24 protein-coding genes are annotated in these 23463 nt (G+C 68.6%); 12 read left to right on the top strand and 12 right to left on the bottom strand.

Annotated elements, in window-relative coordinates; translation table 11 throughout:
- Window positions 1-211: 211 nt before the first annotated feature.
- Entirely contained in the window at window positions 212-1213 is a 1002-nt protein-coding gene (locus ABZ319_RS26280; protein WP_354989152.1) for a 4-hydroxy-3-methylbut-2-enyl diphosphate reductase, read from the bottom strand.
- Between the two features lie 182 nt (window positions 1214-1395).
- Between ABZ319_RS26280 and ABZ319_RS26275 the strand changes: the two genes are divergently transcribed.
- From ABZ319_RS26275 to ABZ319_RS26265, 3 genes are all read left to right on the top strand, one after another.
- Window positions 1396-2145 (top strand): lipid droplet-associated protein, encoded by a 750-nt coding sequence (locus tag ABZ319_RS26275; RefSeq protein ID WP_354989151.1) that lies wholly within the window; start codon window positions 1396-1398, stop codon window positions 2143-2145.
- 185 nt (window positions 2146-2330) lie between these two features.
- Window positions 2331-3557, top strand: a complete 1227-nt coding sequence (gene xseA / locus ABZ319_RS26270; RefSeq protein ID WP_354989155.1) for an exodeoxyribonuclease VII large subunit — start codon at window positions 2331-2333, stop codon at window positions 3555-3557.
- The gene (locus ABZ319_RS26265) at window positions 3554-3778 is read left to right on the top strand and encodes an exodeoxyribonuclease VII small subunit (RefSeq protein ID WP_354989150.1); all 225 of its coding nucleotides are present in this window, start codon (window positions 3554-3556) and stop codon (window positions 3776-3778) included. The genes xseA and ABZ319_RS26265 overlap by 4 nt, the downstream gene beginning before the upstream one ends.
- Window positions 3779-4095: 317 nt before the next feature.
- Here the strand turns inward: ABZ319_RS26265 and ABZ319_RS26260 are convergent, their stop codons facing one another.
- Complete coding sequence (locus ABZ319_RS26260) at window positions 4096-4656, bottom strand: DUF4245 domain-containing protein (RefSeq protein ID WP_354989149.1); 561 nt, start codon at window positions 4654-4656, stop codon at window positions 4096-4098.
- Window positions 4657-4829: 173 nt separating this feature from the next.
- Between ABZ319_RS26260 and glpX the strand changes: the two genes are divergently transcribed.
- The 3 genes from glpX to ABZ319_RS26245 all read left to right on the top strand — a co-directional run bounded on the left by glpX (window position 4830) and on the right by ABZ319_RS26245 (window position 7805).
- Window positions 4830-5873 carry a class II fructose-bisphosphatase gene (gene glpX, locus ABZ319_RS26255; protein ID WP_354989148.1) on the top strand — a complete coding sequence of 348 codons (1044 nt, stop codon included), beginning with the start codon at window positions 4830-4832 and terminating at the stop codon, window positions 5871-5873.
- Window positions 5874-6040: 167 nt separating this feature from the next.
- Complete coding sequence (locus ABZ319_RS26250; protein WP_354989147.1) at window positions 6041-7447, top strand: class II fumarate hydratase; 1407 nt, start codon at window positions 6041-6043, stop codon at window positions 7445-7447.
- A 109-nt stretch (window positions 7448-7556) separates the two neighbouring features.
- Window positions 7557-7805 carry a hypothetical protein gene (locus ABZ319_RS26245; protein WP_354989146.1) on the top strand — a complete coding sequence of 83 codons (249 nt, stop codon included), beginning with the start codon at window positions 7557-7559 and terminating at the stop codon, window positions 7803-7805.
- Between the two features lie 75 nt (window positions 7806-7880).
- On the opposite strand, the gene ABZ319_RS26240 is transcribed toward ABZ319_RS26245, so the two are convergent.
- Complete coding sequence (locus ABZ319_RS26240; protein WP_354989145.1) at window positions 7881-9062, bottom strand: FAD-dependent monooxygenase; 1182 nt, start codon at window positions 9060-9062, stop codon at window positions 7881-7883.
- 107 nt (window positions 9063-9169) lie between these two features.
- On the opposite strand from ABZ319_RS26240, the gene ABZ319_RS26235 reads away from it, so the two are divergent.
- Both ABZ319_RS26235 and ABZ319_RS26230 read left to right on the top strand, forming a co-directional pair.
- Window positions 9170-9907 carry a TetR/AcrR family transcriptional regulator gene (locus tag ABZ319_RS26235; RefSeq protein WP_354989144.1) on the top strand — a complete coding sequence of 246 codons (738 nt, stop codon included), beginning with the start codon at window positions 9170-9172 and terminating at the stop codon, window positions 9905-9907.
- A gap of 362 nt (window positions 9908-10269) precedes the next feature.
- Complete coding sequence (locus ABZ319_RS26230; protein WP_354989143.1) at window positions 10270-10692, top strand: limonene-1,2-epoxide hydrolase family protein; 423 nt, start codon at window positions 10270-10272, stop codon at window positions 10690-10692.
- A 365-nt stretch (window positions 10693-11057) separates the two neighbouring features.
- On the opposite strand, the gene ABZ319_RS26225 is transcribed toward ABZ319_RS26230, so the two are convergent.
- The 5 genes from ABZ319_RS26225 to ABZ319_RS26205 form a co-directional block, all read right to left on the bottom strand.
- Window positions 11058-11222: a hypothetical protein gene (locus ABZ319_RS26225; protein ID WP_354989142.1), complete on the bottom strand. Its 165-nt coding sequence runs from the start codon at window positions 11220-11222 to the stop codon at window positions 11058-11060.
- Between the two features lie 74 nt (window positions 11223-11296).
- Complete coding sequence (locus tag ABZ319_RS26220; protein ID WP_354989141.1) at window positions 11297-12154, bottom strand: acyl-ACP desaturase; 858 nt, start codon at window positions 12152-12154, stop codon at window positions 11297-11299.
- Between the two features lie 275 nt (window positions 12155-12429).
- A complete protein-coding gene (locus tag ABZ319_RS26215; RefSeq protein ID WP_354989140.1) occupies window positions 12430-13023 on the bottom strand; it encodes an esterase in 594 nt (197 codons plus the stop codon).
- Window positions 13024-13250: 227 nt separating this feature from the next.
- On the bottom strand, window positions 13251-14633 hold the full coding sequence (locus ABZ319_RS26210; protein WP_354989139.1) for a PhoH family protein: 1383 nt from the start codon (window positions 14631-14633) through the stop codon (window positions 13251-13253).
- A gap of 242 nt (window positions 14634-14875) precedes the next feature.
- Window positions 14876-15250 (bottom strand): DUF488 family protein, encoded by a 375-nt coding sequence (locus tag ABZ319_RS26205; RefSeq protein ID WP_354989138.1) that lies wholly within the window; start codon window positions 15248-15250, stop codon window positions 14876-14878.
- A gap of 21 nt (window positions 15251-15271) precedes the next feature.
- Between ABZ319_RS26205 and ABZ319_RS26200 the strand changes: the two genes are divergently transcribed.
- Window positions 15272-15544 carry a hypothetical protein gene (locus ABZ319_RS26200; protein WP_354989137.1) on the top strand — a complete coding sequence of 91 codons (273 nt, stop codon included), beginning with the start codon at window positions 15272-15274 and terminating at the stop codon, window positions 15542-15544.
- A 72-nt stretch (window positions 15545-15616) separates the two neighbouring features.
- Window positions 15617-15943 (top strand): glutaredoxin domain-containing protein, encoded by a 327-nt coding sequence (locus ABZ319_RS26195; protein WP_354989136.1) that lies wholly within the window; start codon window positions 15617-15619, stop codon window positions 15941-15943.
- A gap of 242 nt (window positions 15944-16185) precedes the next feature.
- Here ABZ319_RS26195 and glyA read toward each other — a convergent pair whose 3' ends face one another.
- Window positions 16186-17481, bottom strand: coding sequence for a serine hydroxymethyltransferase (gene glyA, locus ABZ319_RS26190; protein ID WP_354989135.1), 1296 nt, complete (start codon window positions 17479-17481; stop codon window positions 16186-16188).
- A 641-nt stretch (window positions 17482-18122) separates the two neighbouring features.
- Window positions 18123-19319, bottom strand: coding sequence for a DUF885 domain-containing protein (locus ABZ319_RS26185; protein WP_354989134.1), 1197 nt, complete (start codon window positions 19317-19319; stop codon window positions 18123-18125).
- A gap of 258 nt (window positions 19320-19577) precedes the next feature.
- On the opposite strand from ABZ319_RS26185, the gene coaA reads away from it, so the two are divergent.
- The gene (gene coaA, locus ABZ319_RS26180) at window positions 19578-20510 is read left to right on the top strand and encodes a type I pantothenate kinase (RefSeq protein WP_354989133.1); all 933 of its coding nucleotides are present in this window, start codon (window positions 19578-19580) and stop codon (window positions 20508-20510) included.
- A 3-nt stretch (window positions 20511-20513) separates the two neighbouring features.
- On the opposite strand, the gene ABZ319_RS26175 is transcribed toward coaA, so the two are convergent.
- Window positions 20514-21098 (bottom strand): hypothetical protein, encoded by a 585-nt coding sequence (locus ABZ319_RS26175; protein WP_354989132.1) that lies wholly within the window; start codon window positions 21096-21098, stop codon window positions 20514-20516.
- Window positions 21099-21227: 129 nt separating this feature from the next.
- Window positions 21228-22007: an isoprenyl transferase gene (locus ABZ319_RS26170; RefSeq protein WP_354989131.1), complete on the bottom strand. Its 780-nt coding sequence runs from the start codon at window positions 22005-22007 to the stop codon at window positions 21228-21230.
- A 694-nt stretch (window positions 22008-22701) separates the two neighbouring features.
- Here ABZ319_RS26170 and ABZ319_RS26165 point away from each other — a divergent pair.
- Window positions 22702-23367, top strand: a complete 666-nt coding sequence (locus ABZ319_RS26165) for a hemolysin III family protein (protein ID WP_354989154.1) — start codon at window positions 22702-22704, stop codon at window positions 23365-23367.
- Window positions 23368-23463 lie beyond the last annotated feature (96 nt).

The following is a 23463-nucleotide window of genomic DNA, read 5'->3' as shown; positions in this document are numbered from 1 at the left end:
GCACCGGCGCCCAGCCCCGCCGCCGCGCCCAGCCCGGCGGCGAGGTGCCCCCGCACCCGCGCCCGAATGTGCGCTACCGCGAACGCGATTCCGGCCGCATCGAGCGCTGAACGCGGCCGCGCCGCACCCCCGCACAACGACGATCCCCGCACCCGCCGCGAATACGCGCGGCGGATACGGGGATTCGTTGTTTGTCGAAGGCGGGTACGAGCTAGCCGCGCGCGGGGCGCAGCTCGCGCGGCAGCGAGAACACCAGCGTCTCGTTGGCGGTGGTCACCGACTGCACCTCGCCGTAACCGTTGGCGGCCAGCAGTTCCAGCACGCCCTCGACCAGGATCTCGGGCACCGACGCGCCGGAGGTGACGCCGACCGTCCGCACGCCCTCGAACCATGCCGTGTCGACCTCGCGGGCGTAGTCGACCAGGTACGAGGCCTTCGCGCCCGCGTTCAGCGCGACCTCGACCAAGCGGACCGAGTTCGAGGAGTTCCGCGAACCGACCACGATCACCAGATCGCACGCGGGGGCCATGGCCTTGACCGCGGTCTGCCGGTTCGAGGTGGCGTAGCAGATGTCGTCGCTGGGCGGATCCTGCAGATTGGGGAAGCGAGCGCGCAGCCGGTGCACGGTCTCCATGGTCTCGTCCACCGACAGCGTGGTCTGCGAGAGCCAGATCACCTTGTTCTCGTCGCGCACGGTGACCCGGTCCACCGACTCCGGGCCGTCGACGAGCTGCACGTGATCGGGGGCCTCACCCGCGGTGCCCTCGACCTCCTCGTGGCCCTCGTGCCCGATGAGCAGGATGTCGAAATCCTCGCGCGCGAAGCGCTTGGCCTCCTGATGGACCTTGGTCACCAGCGGGCAGGTGGCATCGATGGTGTGCAGATCGCGTTCGGCGGCGGATTCGTGCACGGCCGGGGAGACACCGTGCGCGGAGAAGACCACGACCGCGCCGGTGGGCACCTCGTCGGTCTCGTCGACGAAGATCACACCGCGCTCCCGCAGGGTTTCCACCACGTGGCGGTTGTGCACGATCTCCTTGCGCACGTAGAGCGGGGCGCCGTGCTTTTCGAGCGCCTTCTCCACCGTGACCACCGCCCGGTCCACACCGGCGCAGTACCCGCGCGGTTCGGCGAGCAGTACGCGTTTCGGCGCATCGGGCGCAGCCGTCGCGGACCGCACGATTCCGACGTTCAAAGGGATAGCCGAGGACATGCCCCAAAGGATACTGGCCCTCGGCATCGGCCGTGCTCCCGCTCGGGATTCACCACCGCGCGACACGCGGGCGCGCCGCAGCTGGGCGACCTCAGGTGAATAACAGCGAAAAATTGACGACAGAATCACTTTCTGTGACTTCTCACCTTTGCATCACAGGACGTTTCGGGCAGGCTAGGGGCATGTTCCGACCTCCGTTCTTGGCCCGGGTCGCCGCCGGGGCCGCTGTCTATGCCCTCGAGGAAACTCGCCGGCTACCTGCCAACGCGATCAATTTCCCGATCACCGCGATCAGTCAGCTGCTGCAGACCACCATGCATTTCCAGCAGTTCGTGACCAGTCTCGCGCTCAAGGGCGACGCCGTCTTCGATCGCTTGATCCAGCCGGAGGAACAGCCCGCATGGGCCACCTTCGACGAGGACGAGCCGTTCGGGCAAGCGCCGAGCGCCGTCGCCGGCACCGCCCGCAAGAGCAGCTTCGATCTGTTCAGCCCCGCGGATTCCGCACCCGACACCGGCGCGGAACCGTTTGTGGCCGAAGCGGAATCGGTCGCCGCGGCGGTCGCCGAGCAGCCGAAGCCCGTCGAATCGCCCGCCCCCGCAACGGTTTCCACGGCCGCCAGCAATGGCCGCAATGGCAGCGTCGCGGTGGCCGAGCCCGAGGTGATCGCGCCCGAGGCGCCGGCCGAGCCCGAAGCCGCCGCCGAACCCGAAACCGCCGCCGAGCCCGAAGCCCCCGCCGTGGTCGCCGAGCCCGAGGTGGCCACCCGGTACGACTACGCGAACATCTCCCTGGCGCAGCTGCGCGCCCGGCTGCGTCAGCTCACCGTCGAGGACCTGACCGCGCTGCTCGCCTACGAGCAGCAGACCCGGGCCCGCGCTCCGTTCGTCACCATGCTGACCAATCGGATCGCCACGGTGCAGGCCAAGTAGTCCGAGCTTCCGCGGCGCCGACTGGCCGGGTGGGTACCCCGGACGGTCGGCGCATTTCCTTTTCGTGCCGCCGGTCCCGGCCCTCTTGCGGGTGCGGCCACACGGCGTCGGTGCCAGCTGTCAGAATCACTACGGTGACCACCGACCAGCCCGCGCGGCAGCCCAGCAGCACCGCCGAGAATCCGATGCCGGTGCGCACCATCGCCGTCAAGGTGGCGCAGTGGATCGACAGGCTGGGCGCGGTCTGGGTCGAGGGCCAGATCACCCAGATCAATCTGCGGCCCGGCACCCGCACCGCCTTCCTGGTGCTGCGCGACACCGCCGCCGACATGTCGCTCTCGGTCACCTGCGACCCGGATCTGCTGCGCAATTCCCCGGTGCCGCTGCAGGAGGGCAGCCGGGTCGTGGTCTACGGCAAGCTCTCGTTCTTCACCGGCCGCGGCACGGTCTCCCTGCGGGTCACCGAGATTCGCCCGGTCGGCATCGGTGAGCTGCTCGCGCGCATCGAGCGGCTCAAGGCGCTGCTGGCCGCCGAGGGCCTGTTCGATCCGCGGCTCAAGCGCCCGATTCCCTTCCTGCCCAATCGCATCGGCCTGATCACCGGTCGCGCCAGCGCCGCGGAGAAGGACGTGGTGTCGGTCGCGACCCAGCGCTGGCCCGCCGTGCGCTTCGAGATTCGCAACGCCGCCGTGCAGGGCCCGACCGCGGTGCCGCAGATCCTCGAGGCCCTGGCCGCGCTGGACGCGGATCCGGAGGTCGACGTGATCGTGCTGGCGCGCGGCGGCGGCAGCGTGGAGGATCTGCTCGCCTTCTCCGACGAGACGCTGTGCCGCGCAATCGTTTCCGCCACCACCCCGATCGTCAGCGCCATCGGCCACGAACCCGACAATCCACTCAGCGACTACGTCGCCGATCTACGCGCGGCCACGCCGACCGACGCCGCCAAGCGGATCGTCCCCGACGCCGCCGCCGAAGCCGCGCTGCTGCGCGAACTGCAGGCCCGCGCCAACGCCGCGCTGCGCGGCTGGGTGGATCGCGAGGCGCGCGGCATCGCCCAATTGCGTTCGCGCCCCGTACTCGCCGAGCCGCTGCGCCTGCTCGACCAGCGCTACGACGAGGCCGAACGGCTGCGCACTGCCGCCCGCCGCGCCGTCAACCACGCCCTCACCGCCGAATCCACCACGACGCGGCATCTGCGTGAGAAGCTCTCCGCGCTCGGCCCGGCCGCCACCCTGGCCCGCGGCTACGCGGTGGTGCAGAAGGTGACGGGCAAGGATCGCGAAGTGGTCCGCTCCATCGAGGACGCCCCGCCCGGCAGCCAACTCCGGATTCGAGTGGCCGACGGCGCGCTCACCGCCGCCACGCTCGCCGCCCAACCACTCGGCCCCCGAAAGGATTCCACCGCCTCATGAACGACACCGACCTCACCGAGATCGCAGGCTTCGGCTACGAGCGCGCCCGCGACGAACTGGTCAACGTGGTGAAGATGCTCGAACAGGGCGGCATGGATCTCGACGAGTCCCTGAACCTGTGGGAGCGCGGCGAGGCGCTGGCCAACCGCTGCGAGGAGCACTTGGCGGGCGCGCGCAAACGCGTCGAGGACGCGCTGGCCCACCGCACCGATCAGGGCTGAGCGACGGCCCTGTTGGGCTGCCACGCGGATCGGTGGGAACGCGGATCGACCGGACCGTGCGGCTGAGTCAGGTCGTGCGGCTCGATCAGGCCGCAGCCACAGTCGGCTGCGGGCTCACTCGGTCCTCGGGTTCACGGGGACGTGCCGACACACCGCATCGATCAGGGCTGAGTAACGGCCCCTATCGGGCTGCAGAGTGGATCGGTCGGCCCACGGATCGATCGGACCGTGCGGCTGGGTCGGGTCGTGCGGCCCCAGTCGGGCCGCAGGGTCGGGCAGGCCGTGTCGCTCGGTCGAGCCGCGGGGGTCGGTTCGGCTCAGCGTGCGGGCAGGGGCTGCGCCGCGCCGACCGCGGTCGCGAGGGTGATGAACGCGCCGCGATTGCCCGCGCCCTTGACGAGAATTCGCACGGCGCCCAGGTCCGTGATCCACGCGGGCTCGGTGCCGGGCTCGGCGTAGACGACCCACTTGCGGTCGCCGATCTGCTCGGTGCCCGTCGCATAGCGGGTGCCGACCACGTCTTTGGCGAGCGCTTCCTCGGTCGCGACGGACTGGGTCAGGCGCATGTAGCTGCCCTGCGGGGTGATGTAGCCGACCGTGCTGGTCGCCGCACCCGCGATGGGGTCGTGGCCGCCTGAGTTGGGCGTCCAGTCCGCGGGCAGCGCGGGCTCGCGAATCGGGAAGCCCAGTTTGCGCGCGTCCTCGGTCAGCGAGGCGTGTGCGTCGAACTTCGGGATCTGGCCCTGGGTCGGCCCGCCCGTGGTGAAGGTGCACTGACTGGCGATGCCCGCGATGACCAGACAGATCAGCACCAGGGGCAGCAGCGACCAGATGAGGTCTTTCCAGTCGTTGAGGATCCGTGGCTTCGTGTTCGGCACAGGCCCAGTATCCACGCCGGGGCGATGCGACCCGCCTCACAGTCCACCCGGCGTGCGAGAGTTCCGTATGCGTTCGTGACCGGCGCGGAAGTGAAACGTCAGTACTTGTTTAGAGCCACGAAGCGCAATGAGACAATTCACCCAGTAGTTAGGCGAACCTAGGAGGCACCGTAATGACGGCACCCACACCCGCACCGAGCCGCCGCGAGGCCCCGGACCGCAACCTCGCACTCGAGCTGGTCCGGGTCACCGAAGCCGGAGCGCTGGCCGCGGGTCGCTGGGTCGGCCGCGGTGACAAGGAGGGCGGCGACGGCGCCGCGGTCGACGCCATGCGGCAGCTGGTGTCGACGGTGTCCATGAAGGGCATCGTGGTGATCGGCGAGGGCGAGAAGGACGAAGCGCCCATGCTCTACAACGGCGAGAACGTCGGCAACGGCGAGGGCGCGGACCTGGACTTCGCGGTCGATCCCATCGACGGCACCACCCTGATGTCCAAGGGCCTGCCGGGCGCGATCTCCGTGCTCGCGGTCGCCGAGCGCGGCGCCATGTTCGACCCGTCGGCCGTGTTCTACATGGACAAGATCGCCGTCGGTCCCGAGGGCGCGGACGTCATCGACCTGTCCGCCTCGATCGCGGAGAACCTGCGCCGGGTCGCGAAGGCCAAGCGCTCCTTCATCTCCGACCTGACCGTGTGCGTGCTCGACCGCCCGCGCCACGCCAAGCACATCCAGGAGGTCCGCGACGCGGGCGCGCGCATCCGCCTCATCTCCGACGGTGACGTGGCCGGCGCGATCGCGACCGCGCGCCCGGACTCCGGCGTCGACATGCTCATCGGCGTCGGCGGCACCCCCGAGGGCATCATCGCCGCGGCGGCCATGCGCTGCATGGGCGGCGCGCTGCAGGGCAAGCTCGCCCCGAAGGACGACGAGGAGCGCCAGAAGGCGATCGACGCGGGCCACGACCTGGACCGCATCCTGTCCACCGAGGACCTGGTCTCCGGCGACGACGTCTTCTTCTGCGCGACCGGCGTGACCGACGGCGACCTGCTGCGCGGCGTGCGCTACTTCGGCGGCGGCGCGTCCACCCAGTCGATCGTGATGCGCGCCAAGTCCGGCACCGTCCGGATGGTCGACGCCTACCACCGCCTCACCAAGCTGCGCGAGTACTCCTCGGTCGACTTCGTCGGCGACGAGCACGCGGCCCCGCCGATGCCCTGACCGGTCCCCGGCCCAACCCCGCGTCCGCGGGTAGCACCACCGCCACGGCGTACCGGCTTGCCCCGGTACGCCGTTCGCGTTCCCGGGCCGTATTCCGCTGACCGGTGTGCTCATTGCCTCAGGCGTGGCACAACACTCGCGGACGGTCCGGGCCTATGGTCGAAAACATGACCGAGGAAACCCAGTTCCGGATCGAGCACGACACCATGGGGGAAGTTCGCGTCCCCGTCCACGCCCTGTGGCGTGCGCAAACCCAACGGGCGGTGGAGAACTTCCCGATCAGCGGGGGCGGGCTGGAGCGGGCGCAGATCCGGGCGTTGGGGCTGCTCAAGGCCGCGTGCGCCACCGTGAACCGGGACCTGGGACTGCTGGACAAGGTCAAGGCCGACGCGATCATCGCGGCCGCCACCGAGATCGCCGACGGCAAGCACGACGACCAGTTCCCCATCGACGTCTTCCAGACCGGTTCGGGCACCAGCTCGAACATGAACGCCAACGAGGTGATCGCGAGCATCGCCGCGCGCGAGGGCGTCACCGTGCACCCCAACGACGACGTCAACATGTCGCAGTCCTCGAACGACACCTTCCCCACCGCAACGCATGTCGCGGCCACCGAGGGCGTGGTCAAGGACCTCGTACCGGCGCTGGAGCACCTGCGGCTCGCGCTGCTGGACAAGTCGGTCGAGTGGGCCGGGGTGGTCAAATCCGGTCGCACGCACCTGATGGACGCGGTGCCGATCACCCTGGGCCAGGAGTTCAGCGGCTACACCCGGCAGATGAGCGCGGGCATCGAACGCCTGCTGACCACGCTGCCGCGGCTGGGCGAATTGGCGATCGGCGGAACGGCGGTCGGCACCGGTCTCAACGCGCCCGACGGCTTCGGCGGCCGGGTCGTGGTGGAACTCAAGCGATCCACCGGACTCGACGCGCTGTCCGAGGCGCGCGATCACTTCGAGGCGCAGGCCGCGCGCGACGGCCTGGTCGAGCTGTCCGGTGCGCTGCGCACCGTCGCCATCAGCCTGACCAAGATCGCCAACGACATTCGCTGGATGGGGTCGGGTCCGCTCACCGGTCTCGCCGAGTTGCAGCTGCCCGATCTCCAGCCCGGTTCCTCGATCATGCCCGGCAAGGTGAATCCGGTTCTGCCCGAAGCGGTTACGCAGGTCGCCGCACAGGTCATCGGCAATGACGCGGCGATCGCCTGGGGCGGCGGCAACGGCGCGTTCGAATTGAACGTCTACATTCCGGTGATGGCCCGCAATGTGCTGGAGTCGATTCGGCTGCTGGCCAATGTCTCTCGCCTGTTCGCGGACCGGTGCGTCATCGGCCTGGTCGCCGAAACCGAACGCCTGCGCCGGCTGGCGGAATCCTCGCCGTCCATTGTCACGCCATTGAATTCGATCATCGGCTATGAAGAAGCGGCGGCCGTGGCGAAGCAGGCGGTGAAGGAGCACAAGACCATTCGCCAGACGGTCATCGATCGCGGATTGATCGGCGACAAACTCAGCCTCGAGGAACTCGACCGGCGACTGGATGTGCTGTCAATGGCGAAGGTCGATCAGAAGCGAGATTGACCGATATCCCGGGCCTGAGCGGGCAATTCTGAAGCTGCACCGAAATTGCCCGCCACATCCGGCGACCAGGAATAAGTCCGCGACCCGGCCGGATACTCGGTTCTCCCTCTTGTGCAACACGTTCCACACCTGGCAGACACCGATTCTTTCCAATATTCCACCGGTCAACGAGCCTTTTTCTTTTTCTGGAAACTCCGTGAAACACATCGCGCACAGCCGCCGATTAGCTGAGTGTCCACATCGTGCGGTTGCCCCAGGAAAGGACAAGACAATGCTCGAAGCAGTACTCGGAGGACTTGTCAATCTCGTCGGCCTCAGCGCCACTACACTTCTGGCCGCACTCGGCATCGTCATCTGATATCGGCGGGCATGGATATGGGGACGCAAGTCCCCATATCCATGCCCGCGTGCGGGAATCCCCCGCACACCGTCATCACACGCCCACGATCTCGGGATAGTTCCGCAGTTCGATGTCGTTCTTCGACCGCTCGGTCATCTTGATCATCAGATCGAACAGGCGAGACCCCAGGAACCAATTCCGGACGCGCAGCCCCGGTGCGGTTCGCGGCGCCAGGAACCTGCCGGGATGCGCGGTGTCGGCCAGCTTGCAGTAGCGCTTCATCATCTCCTCGTACCGCGCGAAGGCCACGGCGTAATCGCCACCGGCGGTGGCCAATTCACCGGCCAGCACGTACGCGCCGACGACCGCCAGCCCGGTGCCGAAGCCCGCGAGGGTGTTCCCGTAGCCCGCGTCGCCGAGCAGCGCGACGCGCCCCTTGACGAAGGTCTTCATGGTCACCTTGCTGATCGAGTCGAGGTAGAAGCCTTCCAGCTCCGGCAGGCCGGCCAGCATGGCCGGCACCTCCCAGCCCACATCGGCGAACTTCTCGGCCACGATACGACGCTGGGCGTCGAGGTTCCCGCGGTCGTACTCGAGCTTCGGCGACGAGAACAGATACATCTGCCCGGCCTTGGAACCGCCGGACACTGCCAGCCGCCCGGGCACGTTGTGCGCGTACGAGACTGCGCGTTCACGGGCGCTGGCGCCGTCCGATTCCCAGTGTGAGGCGCCGGCGATGCAGTAGTAGTAGCCGCGGTGTTGCACGAAGTCCGCTTCGGGACCGAAGGCGAGCGCGCGCACCCGGGAGTGGATGCCGTCGCAGCCGAAGACCAGATCGAAGGTGCGGGCGGGCGCGTGCGCGAATTCCACGTGGACGCCATCGGCGGTCTCGGTCATCGCGGTGACGGTGTCGCCGAACAGGTATCGGCACTCTGCCGCGGTGCGCTTGTACATGACCTCGGCCAGGTCGCCGCGCAGGATCTCGAGGTCGCCGCCGGTGAAGTCGCCGGAGATGCGCGCGGTCTCTCCGCCCTCGGCATCGACGATCACCATGTCGGTCTTGCCGGTCTGCCGGGCGCGCAGGTCGTCCAGGATGCCCATGCGCTCGAGCACGGTCATGTGCGTGTCGCCGGTGAAGTCGATGGCCTGGCCGCCGGCACGTAGGGCGGGTGCCTGCTCGACGACGGTGACGTCGAAGCCGTAGCGGTGCAGCCAGTAGGCGAGCGCGGGACCCGCGACGCTGGCGCCGGAGATGAGGACGGTGGTGTTTCGCATGATGGTGAACCTTCTTCGTTAACTGTGTCCGTCGGACGCTGTTTCTGAAATCAGCGTATGCTGGACGCAGTTAGACGTCAAGCGCTGAATCCGGAAGGATGTCGACCATGGCCGGACCGACCACCACCGAACTGCTCTGGGGCGTACCGCAGCCGCCCAGGCGCGGACCGAAACCCTCGCTCACGCTGGAGCAGATCGTGGCCGAGGCGATCGCCCTGGCCGACACCGAGGGTCCGGCCAATCTCGCCATGGCCCGGCTGGCCGAACGCCTGGGCTGCGCGAAGATGGCGCTGTACCGCTACGTACCCGGTAAGAGCGAGCTCACCGCGCTCATGCTGGACGCCGCGCTCGGGCCCGCACCCGAACCGGTGACCCTGGACGCGACGGCGGCCGAACCGTGGCGCGCCTACCTGACCTCGTGGACCGAGACGGCGTTCGAGCGCTACCGCGCCCACCCGTGGGCCCTGGAGCTCACCCCCGGGGTGCGGCCCATGGGACCCAACGAAATGAGCTGGCTGGAAACGGCTCTCACCGCGCTGGCCGGCACCGCGCTCACCGGGCCCGAACGCCTCGACAGCGTCGTGCTGCTGCTGGGCCACGTGCGCAGCCTGGTCCAGCAGGTGGGCACCGGCATCGACGACGACAACCTGGAAGCCGAGCTGGCCCGCGAGATCGGCCCGATCCTGGCCGCGCACGCCGACCGCTATCCGCACACCGTCGCGGCGTTCACCGAACAGTCCGGCCGCGGGCCCGGCGAGCCGGACGCCGCCCGGAACAACGCCCTGCACTTCGGCGTCGACCGCATCCTCGACGGGCTCTCGGCGTACATCGCCGCCGCGCGCTAGCCGCGCCGATCCCGTGGTCATCGGGCGCCGCGCGAGGGCATGCCCGTCACGCGCGCCCACCGGATCACGCGCAACCCAGACGCCCCCGGCCGTCACGCGGCGGGGGCGGGCCCCGACCCGAATCGGCTTCCGATCTCGCCGGGCGGCACGCGCGGGCATCCCCGGCACACGCGCCCACCGGATCACGCGCAGCCCGTGTGCCCGCCCCCGGTCGTCACGCGGGGTAGGCCGAGCCGAGTCGGCTTCCGATCGAGCGAACGGGCGACACACCGCTCACGTTCCGACGCCCGCCGGGGGTGCGAAGTCGAGCCCGTGCGGCGCAAACCCTGGGCGCGCAGGGGAAATCCGCTTAGGCTCGATACATGTCCGACCTACCGGAATTGCAACAGGAAGCGGTCACCACGGTGCGGGAGTTCTTCGCCGCGCTGGAGGTGAAGGCGATCGGCGAGGCGCTCGAGCTGGTCGATCCCGCCATCGTCTGGAAGAACACCTCGCTACCGGACGTGCGCGGCATCGACCGGGTCCGCTGGGTCTTCGACCGGCTCGCCAACCCCCGCTACGGTTTTCGCGTCGATGTACACAACATCGCCGCCGACGGCCCGAACCTGGTTCTGACCGAGCGCACTGACTACCTGCGCTTCGGCCCCGTCGAAATCGGGTTCTGGGTGTGCGGCACCTTCGAGCTGCGCGACGGCCGCATCGCCCTGTGGCACGACCATTTCTCCTGGGAGAACCTGCTACGCGGCACGGTCACCGGCATCGTCCGCGCGGTCCTGCCCCGCTGATCGGAAAGCCCGAGTCCCTTCGGGCTCAACCTTTCGGTCCGGCGCCCGGCCTTCCGTCCGGCACCCGGCCATAACGGCCCTCCCGCCGTGCTCGAACCGCCGTGCTCACCACTCGAGGCGCGGCCACCAGGCAGCCCGTCCGCGCGGATGCGGCCCGCCCGCCGGGCGTGGGCTGTTCGCCGCGCGTGAGATCTTCGCCAGGCGTGGGATATTCGTCAGGCGTGGGATATTCGTCAGGGGGATATTCGCCAGGCGTGGCTGTTCGCCGACCGTCGGATATCCGCCGCGCGTGACCTGCCGGTCCGGCAAACGCGACGACCCGTCCGCGGTGATGAAGCTGCCGGGGCAGGTCGGTACAGCACGGATCAGGGGCGCAGGTGGTCCAGCTCGGCGCGGGCCTTCTCACCCTGCTCGCCACTCGAGGCTCGTCCACCAGGCGAGCCGTCCACGCGGGCGCGGGCCGTCCACGCGGATGCGGCCCGCCCGCCGGGCATGGGTTGTTCGCCGGGTGTGGGTCGTCCGCCGGGCATGGCCCACCTATCCCGCAAACGCGACGACCCGCCCGCGGCGATGAAGCTGCCGGGGCGGGTCGGTACGGCGCGAATCAGGGGCGCAGGTGGTCCAGCTCGGCGCGGGCCTTCTCGCCCTGCTCGCTGAAGTCGGTGCGGCCGAAGATGTTCCAGCGCTCGAGCAGCGGGGTGAAGACCAGCTCGTTCTGGCGGGACGGGTCGTAGATGCCCGCCTCGGCCAGCAGATCGTCGCTGTTGGTGCCGTCCTGGAGGTGCACGACGGGCACGTGGAAGTCCGCGACGCGGTCGGCGATGGCCCGCACGGCCTGATCCGGCGCCTGATCCAGGGCGGCGGAGACCAGGTTGGCGAAGAAGATGGCGTGCAGTTCGTCGTCGGCGGCCAGGCGCTCGGCGATGGTGACCACGATCGGATCCTCCGACAGCGCGGCGGTGTTGCGGTGCCGCACGGCGGCCGCGGCCTCCTCGAAGGCGGAGGCGGCGAGCACGTCGATCAGGTGCATGCCGGGCCGGGAGAAGCCGAGGGTCATGTGCTCCATGCGCACGCGCTCGAGGGCGATCGGATCCACCGCACGGGTCACCATGAGGTAGTTCCGGATCATGATCTCGTGCCGGTTCTCCTCGGCCGTCCAGCGGCCGACCCAGCGCCACCACGGGCCGGTGCGCAGGTACTTGGCCAGCTCGCGGTGGTACGCGGGCAGGTTGTCGGCGACCAGCACGGCCACGGTCAGCGCCAGCTTGGAGACCTCGCTGAGCTCGGATTGCGCGGGCTCCCAGTCGGTTCCGCCGAGGAACTCGAAGTTGCGGCCGTCGTCCCACGGCACGTAGTCGTGGGGCTGCCATTCCGCCGCGACGGCCACGTGGCGCACGAGGTTGGCTTCCACCTCCGGCGCCAGCGATTCCAGCAGTTCGCGGTCGAGGAATTCGTTCTGCACGAGCACAACCTAGCGGCTGCGCCGCGAGCGCGGGCATCTTCCCCCCGCATTCGCAACGGCTATGGCCCGGCATGTCGAGCGGCTATAGCCGATCGGGCGTGATAGTCGCCCTCCCCACACTTTCGCCCGCGACGCCCCGCGGCCCGCCACACGATGCTCGGTGACCAGCCGGGGAGGCACTACGCGGCCCAGCCGCACCGCGCCGCCCGCGGCGCGGGCAGCACATGCGGCCGGGCGACTCGGGTCCGGAACCGCGGGGCCCGGACCCGCTCCGGCTACTTCTCCGTAATGGTGATGTTGCCGTCCACCCAGCTGATGCTGCCGTCCTCGAACTCGCTCTGCTTGCCACCCGGAACGGTCGTCTCGTCGCTCGTCGGGTAGCCGAGTTCGCCACCGGGGCCACCCTGGCCGTCCCACGCCTTGCGAATCTCGCCCCACACCACGTGCGTTCCGGTCTCCGGGCTGGAATAGATGGCTCCGCCCTCGAATTCCTGCATCTTCCCGCCGCCGGGCGCTTCGCGCTCGGGACCGCTGGGATCGCCGAGCGGTCCCGCCGAGCCGCCCATTTCGGTGTACTTGGCGAGAAACGCGCCGGCGACAGCGATTTCGCCGCCGTTGCGCGTGGCGATCTTGGTTTCCATGGCTCCGCCGGTCACGGAGGTCTCCGGCGCGGCGGTCGTCTCCGGGGCCGCGGTCGCGCTGCCGGAGTGGTCCTCGTGCTCACCGGTGGTGGCCATGGCACTGGTGGCGGTCGCGCCGTCGGACTTGAAGTCCTTGTCGTCCTTGTCCTTCGAGCAGCCCGCGACCATCACCGTGATCAGCGCGACCGCCGCGACGATGCTTGCCGAACGTCGAGCGAAGTGGTGCATATCCATCCTCTCGGTCTTCAGGACGAAGCCCGGCAACCGTTCAGCACACCACCACTCCACGCCGAATCAACAGCCGAGCAGGTATTTCAGTGAAACATACCCTGCGGACTGTGAAACAAAACACATACTACGAATTTGCCCGGCCGGGCGGCGTTCCGAGCACGCCACCCGACCGGGCAAGGTCTGTCGAACCGACTCGGGGGAACCGGCTACGGCCTATCGCGCCTTCACGCGTTCGGCCCGAACTCCTCCAGCATCTCGGTGACCAGCGCCGCGATCGGCGAGCGCTCACTGCGGGTCAGGGTGATGTGCGCGAAGAGCGGATGCCCCTTGAGCTTCTCGATCACCGCGGCCACGCCGTCGTGCCGGCCCACGCGCAGATTGTCGCGCTGAGCCACATCGTGGGTGAGCACCACCCGCGACCCGCTGCCCAATCGGCTCAGCACCGTGAGCAGCACATTGCGTTCGAGCGACTGCGCCTCGTCCACGATCACGAAGGAGTCGTGCAGCGACCGCCCGCGAATGTGGGTGAGCGGCAGCACCTCCAGCATGCCGCGCGCCTGCACCTCCTCCATGACCTCCGGGCTGGCGAGCCCTTCCAGGGTGTCGAAGACGGCCTGCGCCCACGGCCCCATCTTCTCGCTCTCGCTGCCGGGCAGGTAGCCCAGATCCTGGCCGCCGACCGCGTACAGCGGCCGGAACACGACCACCTTGCGGTGGGTGCGCCGTTCCAGCACCGCTTCCAGGCCCGCGGTCAGCGCGAGCGCGGATTTACCGGTGCCCGCGCGGCCGCCCATGGACACGATCCCGATGCTCTCGTCCAGCAGCAGGTCCAGCGCGATGCGCTGTTCGGCCGAGCGCCCGTGCAGCCCGAAGGCTTCGCGGTCGCCGCGCACCAACTGCACCTTCTTGTCCGGGGTCACCCGGGCCAGGGCGCTGCCGCGTGCACTGAGGAGCCGAATCCCGGTGTGGCACGGGATGTCCCGGGCCTCGTCCAGATCGATGATGGAGTCGGAGTAGATCTTGTCCACCACCGCGGACCCGACCTCGAGTTCCACCATGCCGGTCCACCCCGAGGTGACCACGTCCTGTGCGTGGTACTCATCGGCCTGCAGGCCGACCGCGCTCGCCTTGACGCGCAGCGGGATGTCCTTGGAGACCAGGACGACCTTGCGCCCCTCGGCCGCGAAATTGAGTGCGCAGGCGAGGATTCGAGAGTCGTTGCTGTCGGTTCTGAAACCCACCGGCAGCACACTGGGGTCGGTATGGTTCAACTCCACCTGGAGCGTTCCGCCCGCGGAACCGATCGGTATCCGCTGATCGAGCCGACCGTGTGCCAGACGCAGATCGTCCAGCATGCGCAATGCCTCGCGAGCGAACCACCCGAGTTCGTGGTGGTGCCGTTTGCCCTCGAGCTCACTGATCACCACGAGCGGCAGCACCACGTGGTGCTCGCCGAAGCGGGTCAGCGCCCAGGGGTCCGAAAGCAGCACCGATGTATCCACGACAAAGGTTTTCAGTCCTGATTCGGACGACTGCGAGGCGCGAACTCCCTGCCCGGTGGTGCGCGCACCCTCGGCGGAAGTGTTGACGGAGCGTGCATCAGTCACGGTGGGCTCCTTTGCCACCCGCGCGACACCGCGCGAGCGTTCTCGCTGGGCCGGTCGGCCGTTAGGGTCGTAGGACCCGAGGGCCGAGTGCCGGCCCCCTCGCACTGAGTAGCTCAGACACGATCAGGACCTCCCGTACGCGCCACACCTACGCGGCCCGCACCCCCGACGCTACCGCCGAAATCGGTTTCCGGCTGCTCGAGTTGCAGGCGTGTTAGTGAAGATCGGATTAACTGCGTGTCCTACTTCGGCGTTTCGCCCAACTCGCCGAGGAGAACCGGAACATGGCTGTGCGCCGGATCCTTCACGGCCGTCACCAGCGTGAGTGGTTCCCGCGCGGCCTCGGCACGCAGTCTGGCCAGCGCGTCCTGCGGCGCGTCGCCGGCGAGTTCCGCGCGGTACTTTTTTTCGAATTCGGCTCTGCGCGTGTCCGGCTCGGCGTGGTACCACCGACGTAACTCGTTCGAGGGCGTCACGTCCTTGGCCCACTCATCGATGGATGCCTGTTGTTTGCTGACCCCGCGCGGCCAGAGCCGATCCACCAGCACCCGGCGGCCGTCGCCGGCCTCGGGTGCGTCGTACACACGCTTGACCCGGTACCTCGGTTGCGCTGCCATGGGTCCATTACAGTCGATGCCATGGCCGATACTCGCGATCTCGAGACGCTGTCCACCAAGGAACTGCACGACCGGGCAGTGAAACTGGCCGTTCGCCACGGCGACGTGAAATTCCTCTGGGATCTGCTCAAGTCCATTCCGGCCGCCGCGGCCGCCGCGGGCGATCTGGGCGAGAGCGAAGCCGACATCAAGTACGTGCTGCCGATGCTGGACGATTACGCGCACGCGGGCGAGGGCGAGATCGGCGAGGTGCTGCGCCCGATGTACGTGGATTACCTGGCCAAGAATTCCTGAGCCCCGCGCGGGCACGGCTCCCGCGATCCGCGGGGGCCGACGGGCCCGGCGCGGCGAACCTACACTCGGGGCATGACCGCTGACGCTACCCCGGAGCTCGTCGTGTACCGGCGTCCCGGCTGCCCCTTCTGCGCTCGCCTGCGCACGACCCTGAACCTGCGCGGCATCGTGCATCGCGAGGTCAACATCTGGGAGGATCCCGACGCGGCCGCGTTCGTCCGCTCGGTGGCCGACGGGAACGAGACCGTGCCGACGGTGGTGCTGCGCACCGCCGGTGCGAAGCCTGGCGACGCCGCCGAAAGGCATTGGGTGAACCCGAATCCCGGTGAGCTGATCGCCACGGTGAAGGCCGACGCGCCGGTGCTCACCGGCGGGCCGCGGCGCCTGCGCCTGTTCTGAACCCGGCGGGCCGGCTCGCGGGCCCGCGGTTCGGACGGCCGTCTCGTGCCGGCGCCGACCGGTAGGCGGCCTGCACGGGTGGGCGGGCGATACCGAACCTCGCTCCCCTGCCGCCCAGAGTCCGAAACACACCGGGCCCGGCCCGATCCGAGCTCGCGCGATTCGAAAGAACCGGCCCGCCGCGATCATTCGATCGCGGCGGGCCGTATTCCTCAGTGCGGTAGGTCGTGCCGCTCCGGCACTCAGCCGAGCAGACGCCAGTCCTCGAGGCCCTCGTACAGCGGGAAGGCCTGAGCCAGCTTGGCGACCCGCTGACGCAGCGCGTCCAGGTCGGCCGAGCCGGTCAGCGCGGCGGCGATGATCTCGGCGACCTCCGCGAACTCGGTGTCGCCGAAGCCGCGGCTGGCCAGCGCCGGGGTGCCGATGCGCAGGCCGGAGGTGACCATCGGCGGACGGGGGTCGAACGGAACCGCGTTGCGGTTCACGGTGATTCCGATCTCGTGCAGCAGATCCTCGCCCTGCTGGCCGTCGAGCTGGGAGTTGCGCAGGTCCACCAGCACCAGGTGCACATCGGTGCCGCCGGTGAGCACGGTGATGCCCTTGGCCTTGGTGTCCTCGGCGTTCAGGCGCTCGGCCAGAATCTTGGCGCCGGACAGCGTGCGCGCCTGACGCTCGGCGAACTCGGCGCCCGCGGCGATCTTGAAGGCCACGGCCTTGGCGGCGATGGCGTGCATGAGCGGGCCGCCCTGCTGGCCCGGGAAGACCGCGCTGTTGAGCTTCTTGGCGTACTCCTGCTTGGCCAGGATCACACCGGAGCGCGGGCCGCCGAGGGTCTTGTGCACGGTGGAGGAGACGACATCGGCGTACGGCACGGGCGAGGGGTGCAGCCCGGCGGCGACCAGCCCGGCGAAGTGCGCCATGTCGACCCACAGCTTCGCGCCGACCTCGTCGGCGATCTCGCGGAAGGCCGCGAAGTCCAGGTGCCGCGGGTAGGCGGACCAGCCGGCGACGATCACCTGCGGCTTGGACTCGATCGCGAGCTTGCGGACCTCGTCCATGTCGACGCGATGATCGTCCTCGCGCACACCGTAGGCGCTGACCTCGTACAGCTTGCCGGAGAAGTTCAGGCGCATGCCGTGGGTGAGGTGGCCGCCGTGCGCGAGATTCAGGCCGAGCAGGCGCTCGCCCGGATTCATCAGCGCCATCAGGACCGCGGCGTTGGCCTGCGCACCCGAATGCGGCTGCACGTTGGCGTATTCGGCGCCGAAGAGTTCGGTGACGCGGGCCCGGGCGAGGTCCTCGACCACGTCGACGTTCTCGCAGCCGCCGTAGTAGCGACGGCCCGGGTAGCCCTCGGCGTACTTGTTGGTGAGCACGCTGCCCTGCGCCTGCAGCACCGCGCGCGGCACGAAGTTCTCCGAGGCGATCATCTCGAGGGTGTCGCGCTGGCGGGCCAGCTCGCCGGCCATGGCCTCGGCGACCTCGGGGTCTAGTTCACCGAGGGACTGGGAATTGACTGAGGAGGTCGTCTGCGTCACCCCGCCGAGTGTATTGGCCGGTGCCGAGCCGTTTGCCAGGGGGTTCTGAGTGTCGCCGAGCGAGTGCTGATCCATCGCAACCTCCGTACTACGGGATCCCCGGGGGTGCCCGAGGTCCTCATCGCCCAGCACCCAGGCGCGCGGTGCGGGACTTCGGTGCTTCCCGGTGGTTGCTTCCACCTCGAGTGCGCCAGTCGCGGTAGCGCCCATCCTATCCGGCGCCTACCGCACGGGATCGCACGCCCGCCACGCCGTTGGCATAATGCGGTCGTCCCCGCCGCGACCGGGCGAAACGCCGCCGACACACCGGAGAACCTGTGCCCGGGAAATTAGGGTCTCGAACCATGTCAGCGCAGACGAGACGCGCTCGTAACGGCGTAGGCATGGACAGCGTGCGAAATTCAGGCTATGGCGGAGCACCGAAGATCGGTAATGTTTCGCGCGCTGGCTTTCCCGGCCAGTGACATCGGCCCAGATCTAGCTTTCGAGGTAAAAACACATGCTGTACAACATTGCCGGCGGCGGTTTCCAGGACGTTCTGCTCACCCTGCTCCGCACCCTCTGCACCGCCTCCAGCGGTGGCGCCTCCTGTGCCAACTGGGGCACCGCCGCCTGATAAACCGGTAATTCGGGGAGTTCCCTCACATCCGGCGTATCGCGCCCGGTGTGAGGGGTTCATCCAGCAATCGCCGGAAACGCTCCGATCGCTCATCCGCAGCGGCGGCGGCGTCCAGCCAGCCGCCGAGCAATCGGTATCCCTCCACATACGTGCTGATGTAGGCCCGCCACAGCGGCGAGGACAGGAAACGCAGCGACTGCCGTGCCCGTTCCGGCGTCACCAGGCTCCAGCGCTCCAGGAATCCGGCCACCTCGTCGGCATCGCGCCCGCGGTCGTGCAGGAGCAGCGCGGCGTCCTGGCGCACACCCAGCAGCTTTGCCGAGGCCGTCGAAACCCGTTCGGCGCGTTCACCATCGAAGCGCAGTCCGAGGTCCGCGTAGATCTCCTGCGCCCAGCGGCCCCAGCCCGGTCCGACGATCGACTTCAGCGCCAGATCCGCGAGTCCCTCGGCCATCAGGCACTGCGGGGTGTTGACCACGAACAGCGTCTGCTCGTCCTGTCCGGCGGCGACCAGCCCGGCTTCCTTGCGGCAGTGCTCGGTGTGATGACCCGGGTACGACTCGTGCGCGATCAAATGCCCGAGCTGGGACATGTGCTGTTTGAGATCGGAATTGATGGCGACCCGGGACTGATAGTCGCCCAGGTAGTAATTGAAGCCGGACCACGGCTTGTCCCCCACCACTTCGTATTCCACGCGCTCGTTGTCCGGCAGCGGATAGCGCTCGCGGACGAGTTCGCGCAGGGCGCCGGAGAAGGCGTCCACGCATTCGCGCAGGCGCTCGGGCGGGATCTCGTCGGCGCGGCGATGGGCGGTGATGCGATCGAGCAGCGGGCCGTCACCGGGCAGCACCTCGTCGAGTTGACGATGCGCGTCGCGGTAATCGTCCTCCGAGCCGGGCGCGATCTCCACGTCGAAGTAGGCGTGCACCTCGTCGATGAACGTGATGTCGTCCCCGGCGAATTTGCGGGCCGAGCATTCCAGCGCGCGCAGGTGGACCTCGAGGAATTCGGTGCGCTCGGCGGACAGCCCCGCCGCGGGCAGTTCCTTCAGCAGGCTCGCCGCCCGGTGCGCGAGGTCGCGCGGCTGCGGGGCGGGCGCGTTCTCGCTCGCCCGGCGCAGGGCCGGGTCGCCGGTGAAGGCGTCGACGAAGCCCTCTTCCAAGCGGTCGAAGGCCAGTCCCAGTCGCAGGTATTCGGTCACGAGTGGATGCGCTGCCATGGGAGTTCATTTAACTGCCTTGCCTGCTCGGGCGCGTGTCACCGCCGCGGCTATGTCCTAGATCACTATGGTTACCGGTGAGTAGCAACACCTGGTGTTCACCGGCTAGTTGGAGCCGAGCACAATTCGCCTATGCGTGGAGTGTCGACGTATCCGCCTCTGAGGAGTCCGGGGTCAGTACAGGTGGAAACCGAAGCGACACGTGCCCGGGCGCGGACCCGCGGTGACCGTTGTCGGACGACGCGGGGACGTGGATAGATGGCGCGAATGAGCGAGCCGAGCCCGTACGTGGAATTCGACCGCAAGCAGTGGCGCACGCTGCGCAAGTCGACTCCCCTGGTGCTCACCGAGGAAGAGCTGACCGGTCTGCGCGGTCTGGGCGAGCAGATCGACCTGGAAGAGGTCGCGGAGGTCTACCTTCCGCTGGCCCGGCTCATCCACCTGCAGGTGGCCGCCAAGCAGCGACTCTTCGCGGCGACCGCGACCTTCCTCGGGGAAACCCATCCCGATCGCCAGGTGCCGTACGTGATCGGCGTGGCCGGCTCGGTGGCGGTGGGCAAGTCCACCACCGCGCGCGTGCTGCAGGCGCTGCTGGCGCGCTGGGACCACCACCCGCGGGTGGATCTGGTCACCACCGACGGATTCCTGTATCCCACAGCCGAACTCACCCGGCGCGGCATCATGCACCGCAAGGGGTTCCCGGAGTCCTACGACCGGCGCAAGCTGCTGCGCTTCGTCACCGAGGTGAAATCCGGTGCGCCCGAGGTGTGCGCGCCGGTGTACTCGCACATCGCCTACGACATCGTGCCGGATCAGTTCCACTGCGTGCGCCAGCCCGACATCCTGATCGTCGAGGGCCTCAACGTGCTGCAGACCGGTCCCCGCCTGATGGTCTCGGACCTGTTCGACTTCTCCATCTACGTGGACGCGCGCATCGAGGACATCGAGACCTGGTACGTGCAGCGCTTCCTGGCCCTGCGCAAAACCGCCTTCGCCGACCCGAATTCGCATTTCCATCACTACGCGAAGTTCAACGACGCCGAGGCGACCAGCGCGGCCAAGGAGATCTGGAACAACACCAACCGGCCGAACCTGGTGGACAACATCCTGCCGACCCGCCCGCGCGCGACGCTGGTGCTGCGCAAGGACTCCGACCACACCATCAACCGGCTGCGCCTGCGCAAGTTGTAGGGGCTACAGACTCCAGGCCGCGTCCAGGCGCGCGCCCACGTCGATGTTCGTCGCGGCCTGGATGTTCGGCTTGTGGATCTCCTCCGCGATGTAGCGCGCGACGAAGCGGCGGATCTCGTGATCGACGCTGGCCACGATGCGCAGCACCTCGCCGCGCCGGGACGCGCTGGCCACGTTGATCCGCACATTGCTGGGCTGCGGCTCGGCGATCTCGATCAGCACCCGCAGGGGTTCGGCTGTGCGCACGGTCAGGCGCAGGTGAATGGTGCCGTCGACGCGGAAGGGATAGCGGTCCACCGCGAGGTCGATGAGCAGGTCCACATCCAGCGGGATCACCAGATCGAACGAAATGTTGTCCAGCACTTCCCGATTCAGGCGGGGCTGACCCAGGCGCACGCTGGCCGAGAGTTTCGCGATGCGGCCCGGGCCCGCGCCGATAGGGCCGAACTCGAACTGCTCGCCGGTCAGCTTCTCGAAAGCGCCGGCGATCCGCTCGGGCGACGCCGCGTATTCCAGGAATCGCCGCCCGAACTCCTCATAACTCAGGTACGCCGCGGCGCCACCCTGCCCCTCGACCAGTTCGCTCATGCGATCCGACGGTACGCAGCGAAGCGCCCGCGAACCACGGAAGCCATTGCACTGCAATACAACCGTTGACTGGCCGTGTCGCGGGCGCAGCCGGGTCACGGCGTGGGAATTCGAGGTTCGCGAGCGCGCTCAGACACCAAAACGGCGGTGACGAGCGGCGAAATCGCGTAGCGCGCGCAGGAAATCCACGCGGCGGAACTCGGGCCAGTAGGCCTCGGTGAACCAGATCTCGGAGTAGGCGCTCTGCCACAGCAGGAATCCGGAAAGGCGCTGTTCACCGGAGGTGCGGATGACCAGATCCGGGTCCGGCTGACCGGAGGTGTACAGGTGCTGGCCGATGGCGTCCACGGTGATGGCCTGGACCAGATCCTCCCCGGTCTCCCCGCCCTCCAGCTCCTGGCGGACCAGCGAGCGCACCGCGTCGGTGATCTCCTGCCTGCCGCCGTAGCCGATGGCCACGTTCACGTGCACGCCGTCCCGGCCCAGGGTGCCCTCGGCGGCGTGCCGCAATCGCTTGGCCACGACGTCCGGCAACTGATCCAGTGCGCCGACGATCCGAACGCTCGAATTCTGTTCCGGCGCAGAGAGTTCCTCGACGACGTCGGTGATCACCTCGAAGAGCGTCTCCAGCTCCTCGGGATCGCGGCCCAGGTTCTCGGTGGAGAGCAGGTAGACGGTGACCATCTCGATTCCGGCCTCACCGCACCAGCCGACCAGCTCGGCGATCTTGAGCGCCCCCACCCGATGCCCGTGACTGACATCGGTGAACCCGTTCTCCCGCGCCCAGCGCCGGTTCCCGTCGCACATCACCGCCACATGGCGCGGATGCTGCTTACCCGCCAGCTGCTTGGCCAATCTGGCCTCGTACACGCGATACGGGAGTCCACGCACCTGACTCGCAAGCTTCACGGCACGTCACCCTACGCTCCCCCGCCTCCCCGCGTATTTGGCGCATGGCTTGGGAGCCGTTGACAGTCCTATTCGCGTGGTGCGGGTGGGTTCGGAAACCATTTTGGGCGTACCCCGGGAGTTACCCCGACCGGTACGAAACCAGTCGGCACGACACGATCGGCGCATGGCTTGGGAGCCGTTGACAGTCCCATTCGCGTGGTGCGGGCGGGTTCGGAAACCAATTTGGGCGTACCCCGGGAGTTACCCCGACCGGAACGAAACCAGTCGGCACGACACGATCGGCGCAGGGGTTAGGAGCCGTTGGCAGTCTCGTTCGCGTGGTGCAGGTGGGCGCGACACCGGGGGCGGTGTGGTGCGTGCGTTCCGCGGATGGCGCGGGACGAGCCGGCGGGTTTACCGGGGCGCGCTTGGGGCGGGTGTGCTGTTCGGGGGCTCGGCTGCGCCGTCGCCGAGGGTGGTGATCCGGGCGGAGTGGGGACCGAGTTCGGGTGGCTCGGTGGGGGCCGTGGATCGGGTGGTGGTGGGTGGCGGCGGACCCCTACGGGAGGGGGATGCGGGGGTGGGGAGTGGGGGCGTATTCGTTGAGTGTCTCGCCACTTTCGGGGGGTCTGGGCGGCAACCTACGGTACCGTAGGTTACTGAGGAGGTAACTTACGTGTCGGATACCGTTCCCGCCCCCGTGGCGGATGCGCTGGAAACCGTTCGGGACGAGATCGCGCTCATCAAGCCGCGGCTGCGCGGGTGGATTCATCTGTGGGCCGTGGGGGTGGCTGCCATCGCGGCCATCGTGCTGGTGAGTGTCGCGAGCACCGTGTCCGCCACGGCCGCCTGGTCCACGGCCGTGTACGGGTTGACCGTGTGCGGGGTGTTCGGGATCAGTGCCACCTATCACCGGGTGCACTGGCGTACCGCGCGGGCGCGGATGTGGATGAAGCGCGCCGACCACTCGATGATCTTCATCTTCATCGCGGGGAGCTATACGCCGTTCGCGTTGCTCGGGGTGCGGGGGCGGGCGGGAACGATTCTGCTCGTCACCGTGTGGGTGGGGGCGCTGGCGGGGGTCACGCTGAAGATGTTGTGGCCCACCGCGCCGCGCTGGGTCGGGGTGCCGCTGTATCTGCTGCTGGGGTGGGCCATCGTGCCGGTGGCGGGGACGCTCATCGGGAACGTGGGGTGGGCGCCGGTGCTGCTGTTGCTGGCGGGCGGGATCGCCTACAGCGTCGGCGGCGTGCTGTACGCCTCGCGCTGGCCGGATCCGTGGCCGGAGGTGTTCGGCTATCACGAGTTCTTCCACGCGGCGACCGTGGTGGCGGCGCTGTGCCACTACATCGCGGTCTGGCTGGTGCTGTTGCGCTGAGCGCGCGAGCAATTACTCACAAACGTGCAATCCGGGGCAAAAGGTCTCTAAAGTCCAGAGCAATAGCCGGACGAACCCCTAGGCACACCATCCGAT

Source organism: Nocardia sp. NPDC005978 (genome assembly GCF_040614455.1).
Lineage (GTDB): Bacteria > Actinomycetota > Actinomycetes > Mycobacteriales > Mycobacteriaceae > Nocardia.
This window is presented reverse-complemented; position numbering and strand designations above follow the sequence as displayed.

Excerpts from the sequence above, each read along its gene's own strand:
- ABZ319_RS26185 (WP_354989134.1), bottom strand. The coding sequence starts at position 19,319 with ATGGCAGCGCATCCACTCGTGACCGAATACCTGCGACTGGGACTGGCC.
- ABZ319_RS26240 (WP_354989145.1), bottom strand. The coding sequence starts at position 9,062 with ATGCGAAACACCACCGTCCTCATCTCCGGCGCCAGCGTCGCGGGTCCC.
- ABZ319_RS26205 (WP_354989138.1), bottom strand. The coding sequence starts at position 15,250 with ATGGCAGCGCAACCGAGGTACCGGGTCAAGCGTGTGTACGACGCACCC.
- ABZ319_RS26175 (WP_354989132.1), bottom strand. The coding sequence starts at position 21,098 with ATGAGCGAACTGGTCGAGGGGCAGGGTGGCGCCGCGGCGTACCTGAGT.
- ABZ319_RS26235 (WP_354989144.1), top strand. The coding sequence starts at position 9,170 with ATGGCCGGACCGACCACCACCGAACTGCTCTGGGGCGTACCGCAGCCG.
- xseA (WP_354989155.1), top strand. The coding sequence starts at position 2,331 with ATGCCGGTGCGCACCATCGCCGTCAAGGTGGCGCAGTGGATCGACAGG.
- ABZ319_RS26200 (WP_354989137.1), top strand. The coding sequence starts at position 15,272 with ATGGCCGATACTCGCGATCTCGAGACGCTGTCCACCAAGGAACTGCAC.
- ABZ319_RS26225 (WP_354989142.1), bottom strand. The coding sequence starts at position 11,222 with ATGCCCGGCGGACGACCCACACCCGGCGAACAACCCATGCCCGGCGGG.
- ABZ319_RS26250 (WP_354989147.1), top strand. The coding sequence starts at position 6,041 with ATGACCGAGGAAACCCAGTTCCGGATCGAGCACGACACCATGGGGGAA.
- ABZ319_RS26280 (WP_354989152.1), bottom strand. The coding sequence starts at position 1,213 with ATGTCCTCGGCTATCCCTTTGAACGTCGGAATCGTGCGGTCCGCGACG.
- ABZ319_RS26275 (WP_354989151.1), top strand. The coding sequence starts at position 1,396 with ATGTTCCGACCTCCGTTCTTGGCCCGGGTCGCCGCCGGGGCCGCTGTC.
- ABZ319_RS26230 (WP_354989143.1), top strand. The coding sequence starts at position 10,270 with ATGTCCGACCTACCGGAATTGCAACAGGAAGCGGTCACCACGGTGCGG.
- glpX (WP_354989148.1), top strand. The coding sequence starts at position 4,830 with ATGACGGCACCCACACCCGCACCGAGCCGCCGCGAGGCCCCGGACCGC.
- ABZ319_RS26265 (WP_354989150.1), top strand. The coding sequence starts at position 3,554 with ATGAACGACACCGACCTCACCGAGATCGCAGGCTTCGGCTACGAGCGC.
- ABZ319_RS26215 (WP_354989140.1), bottom strand. The coding sequence starts at position 13,023 with ATGCACCACTTCGCTCGACGTTCGGCAAGCATCGTCGCGGCGGTCGCG.
- coaA (WP_354989133.1), top strand. The coding sequence starts at position 19,578 with ATGGCGCGAATGAGCGAGCCGAGCCCGTACGTGGAATTCGACCGCAAG.
- ABZ319_RS26195 (WP_354989136.1), top strand. The coding sequence starts at position 15,617 with ATGACCGCTGACGCTACCCCGGAGCTCGTCGTGTACCGGCGTCCCGGC.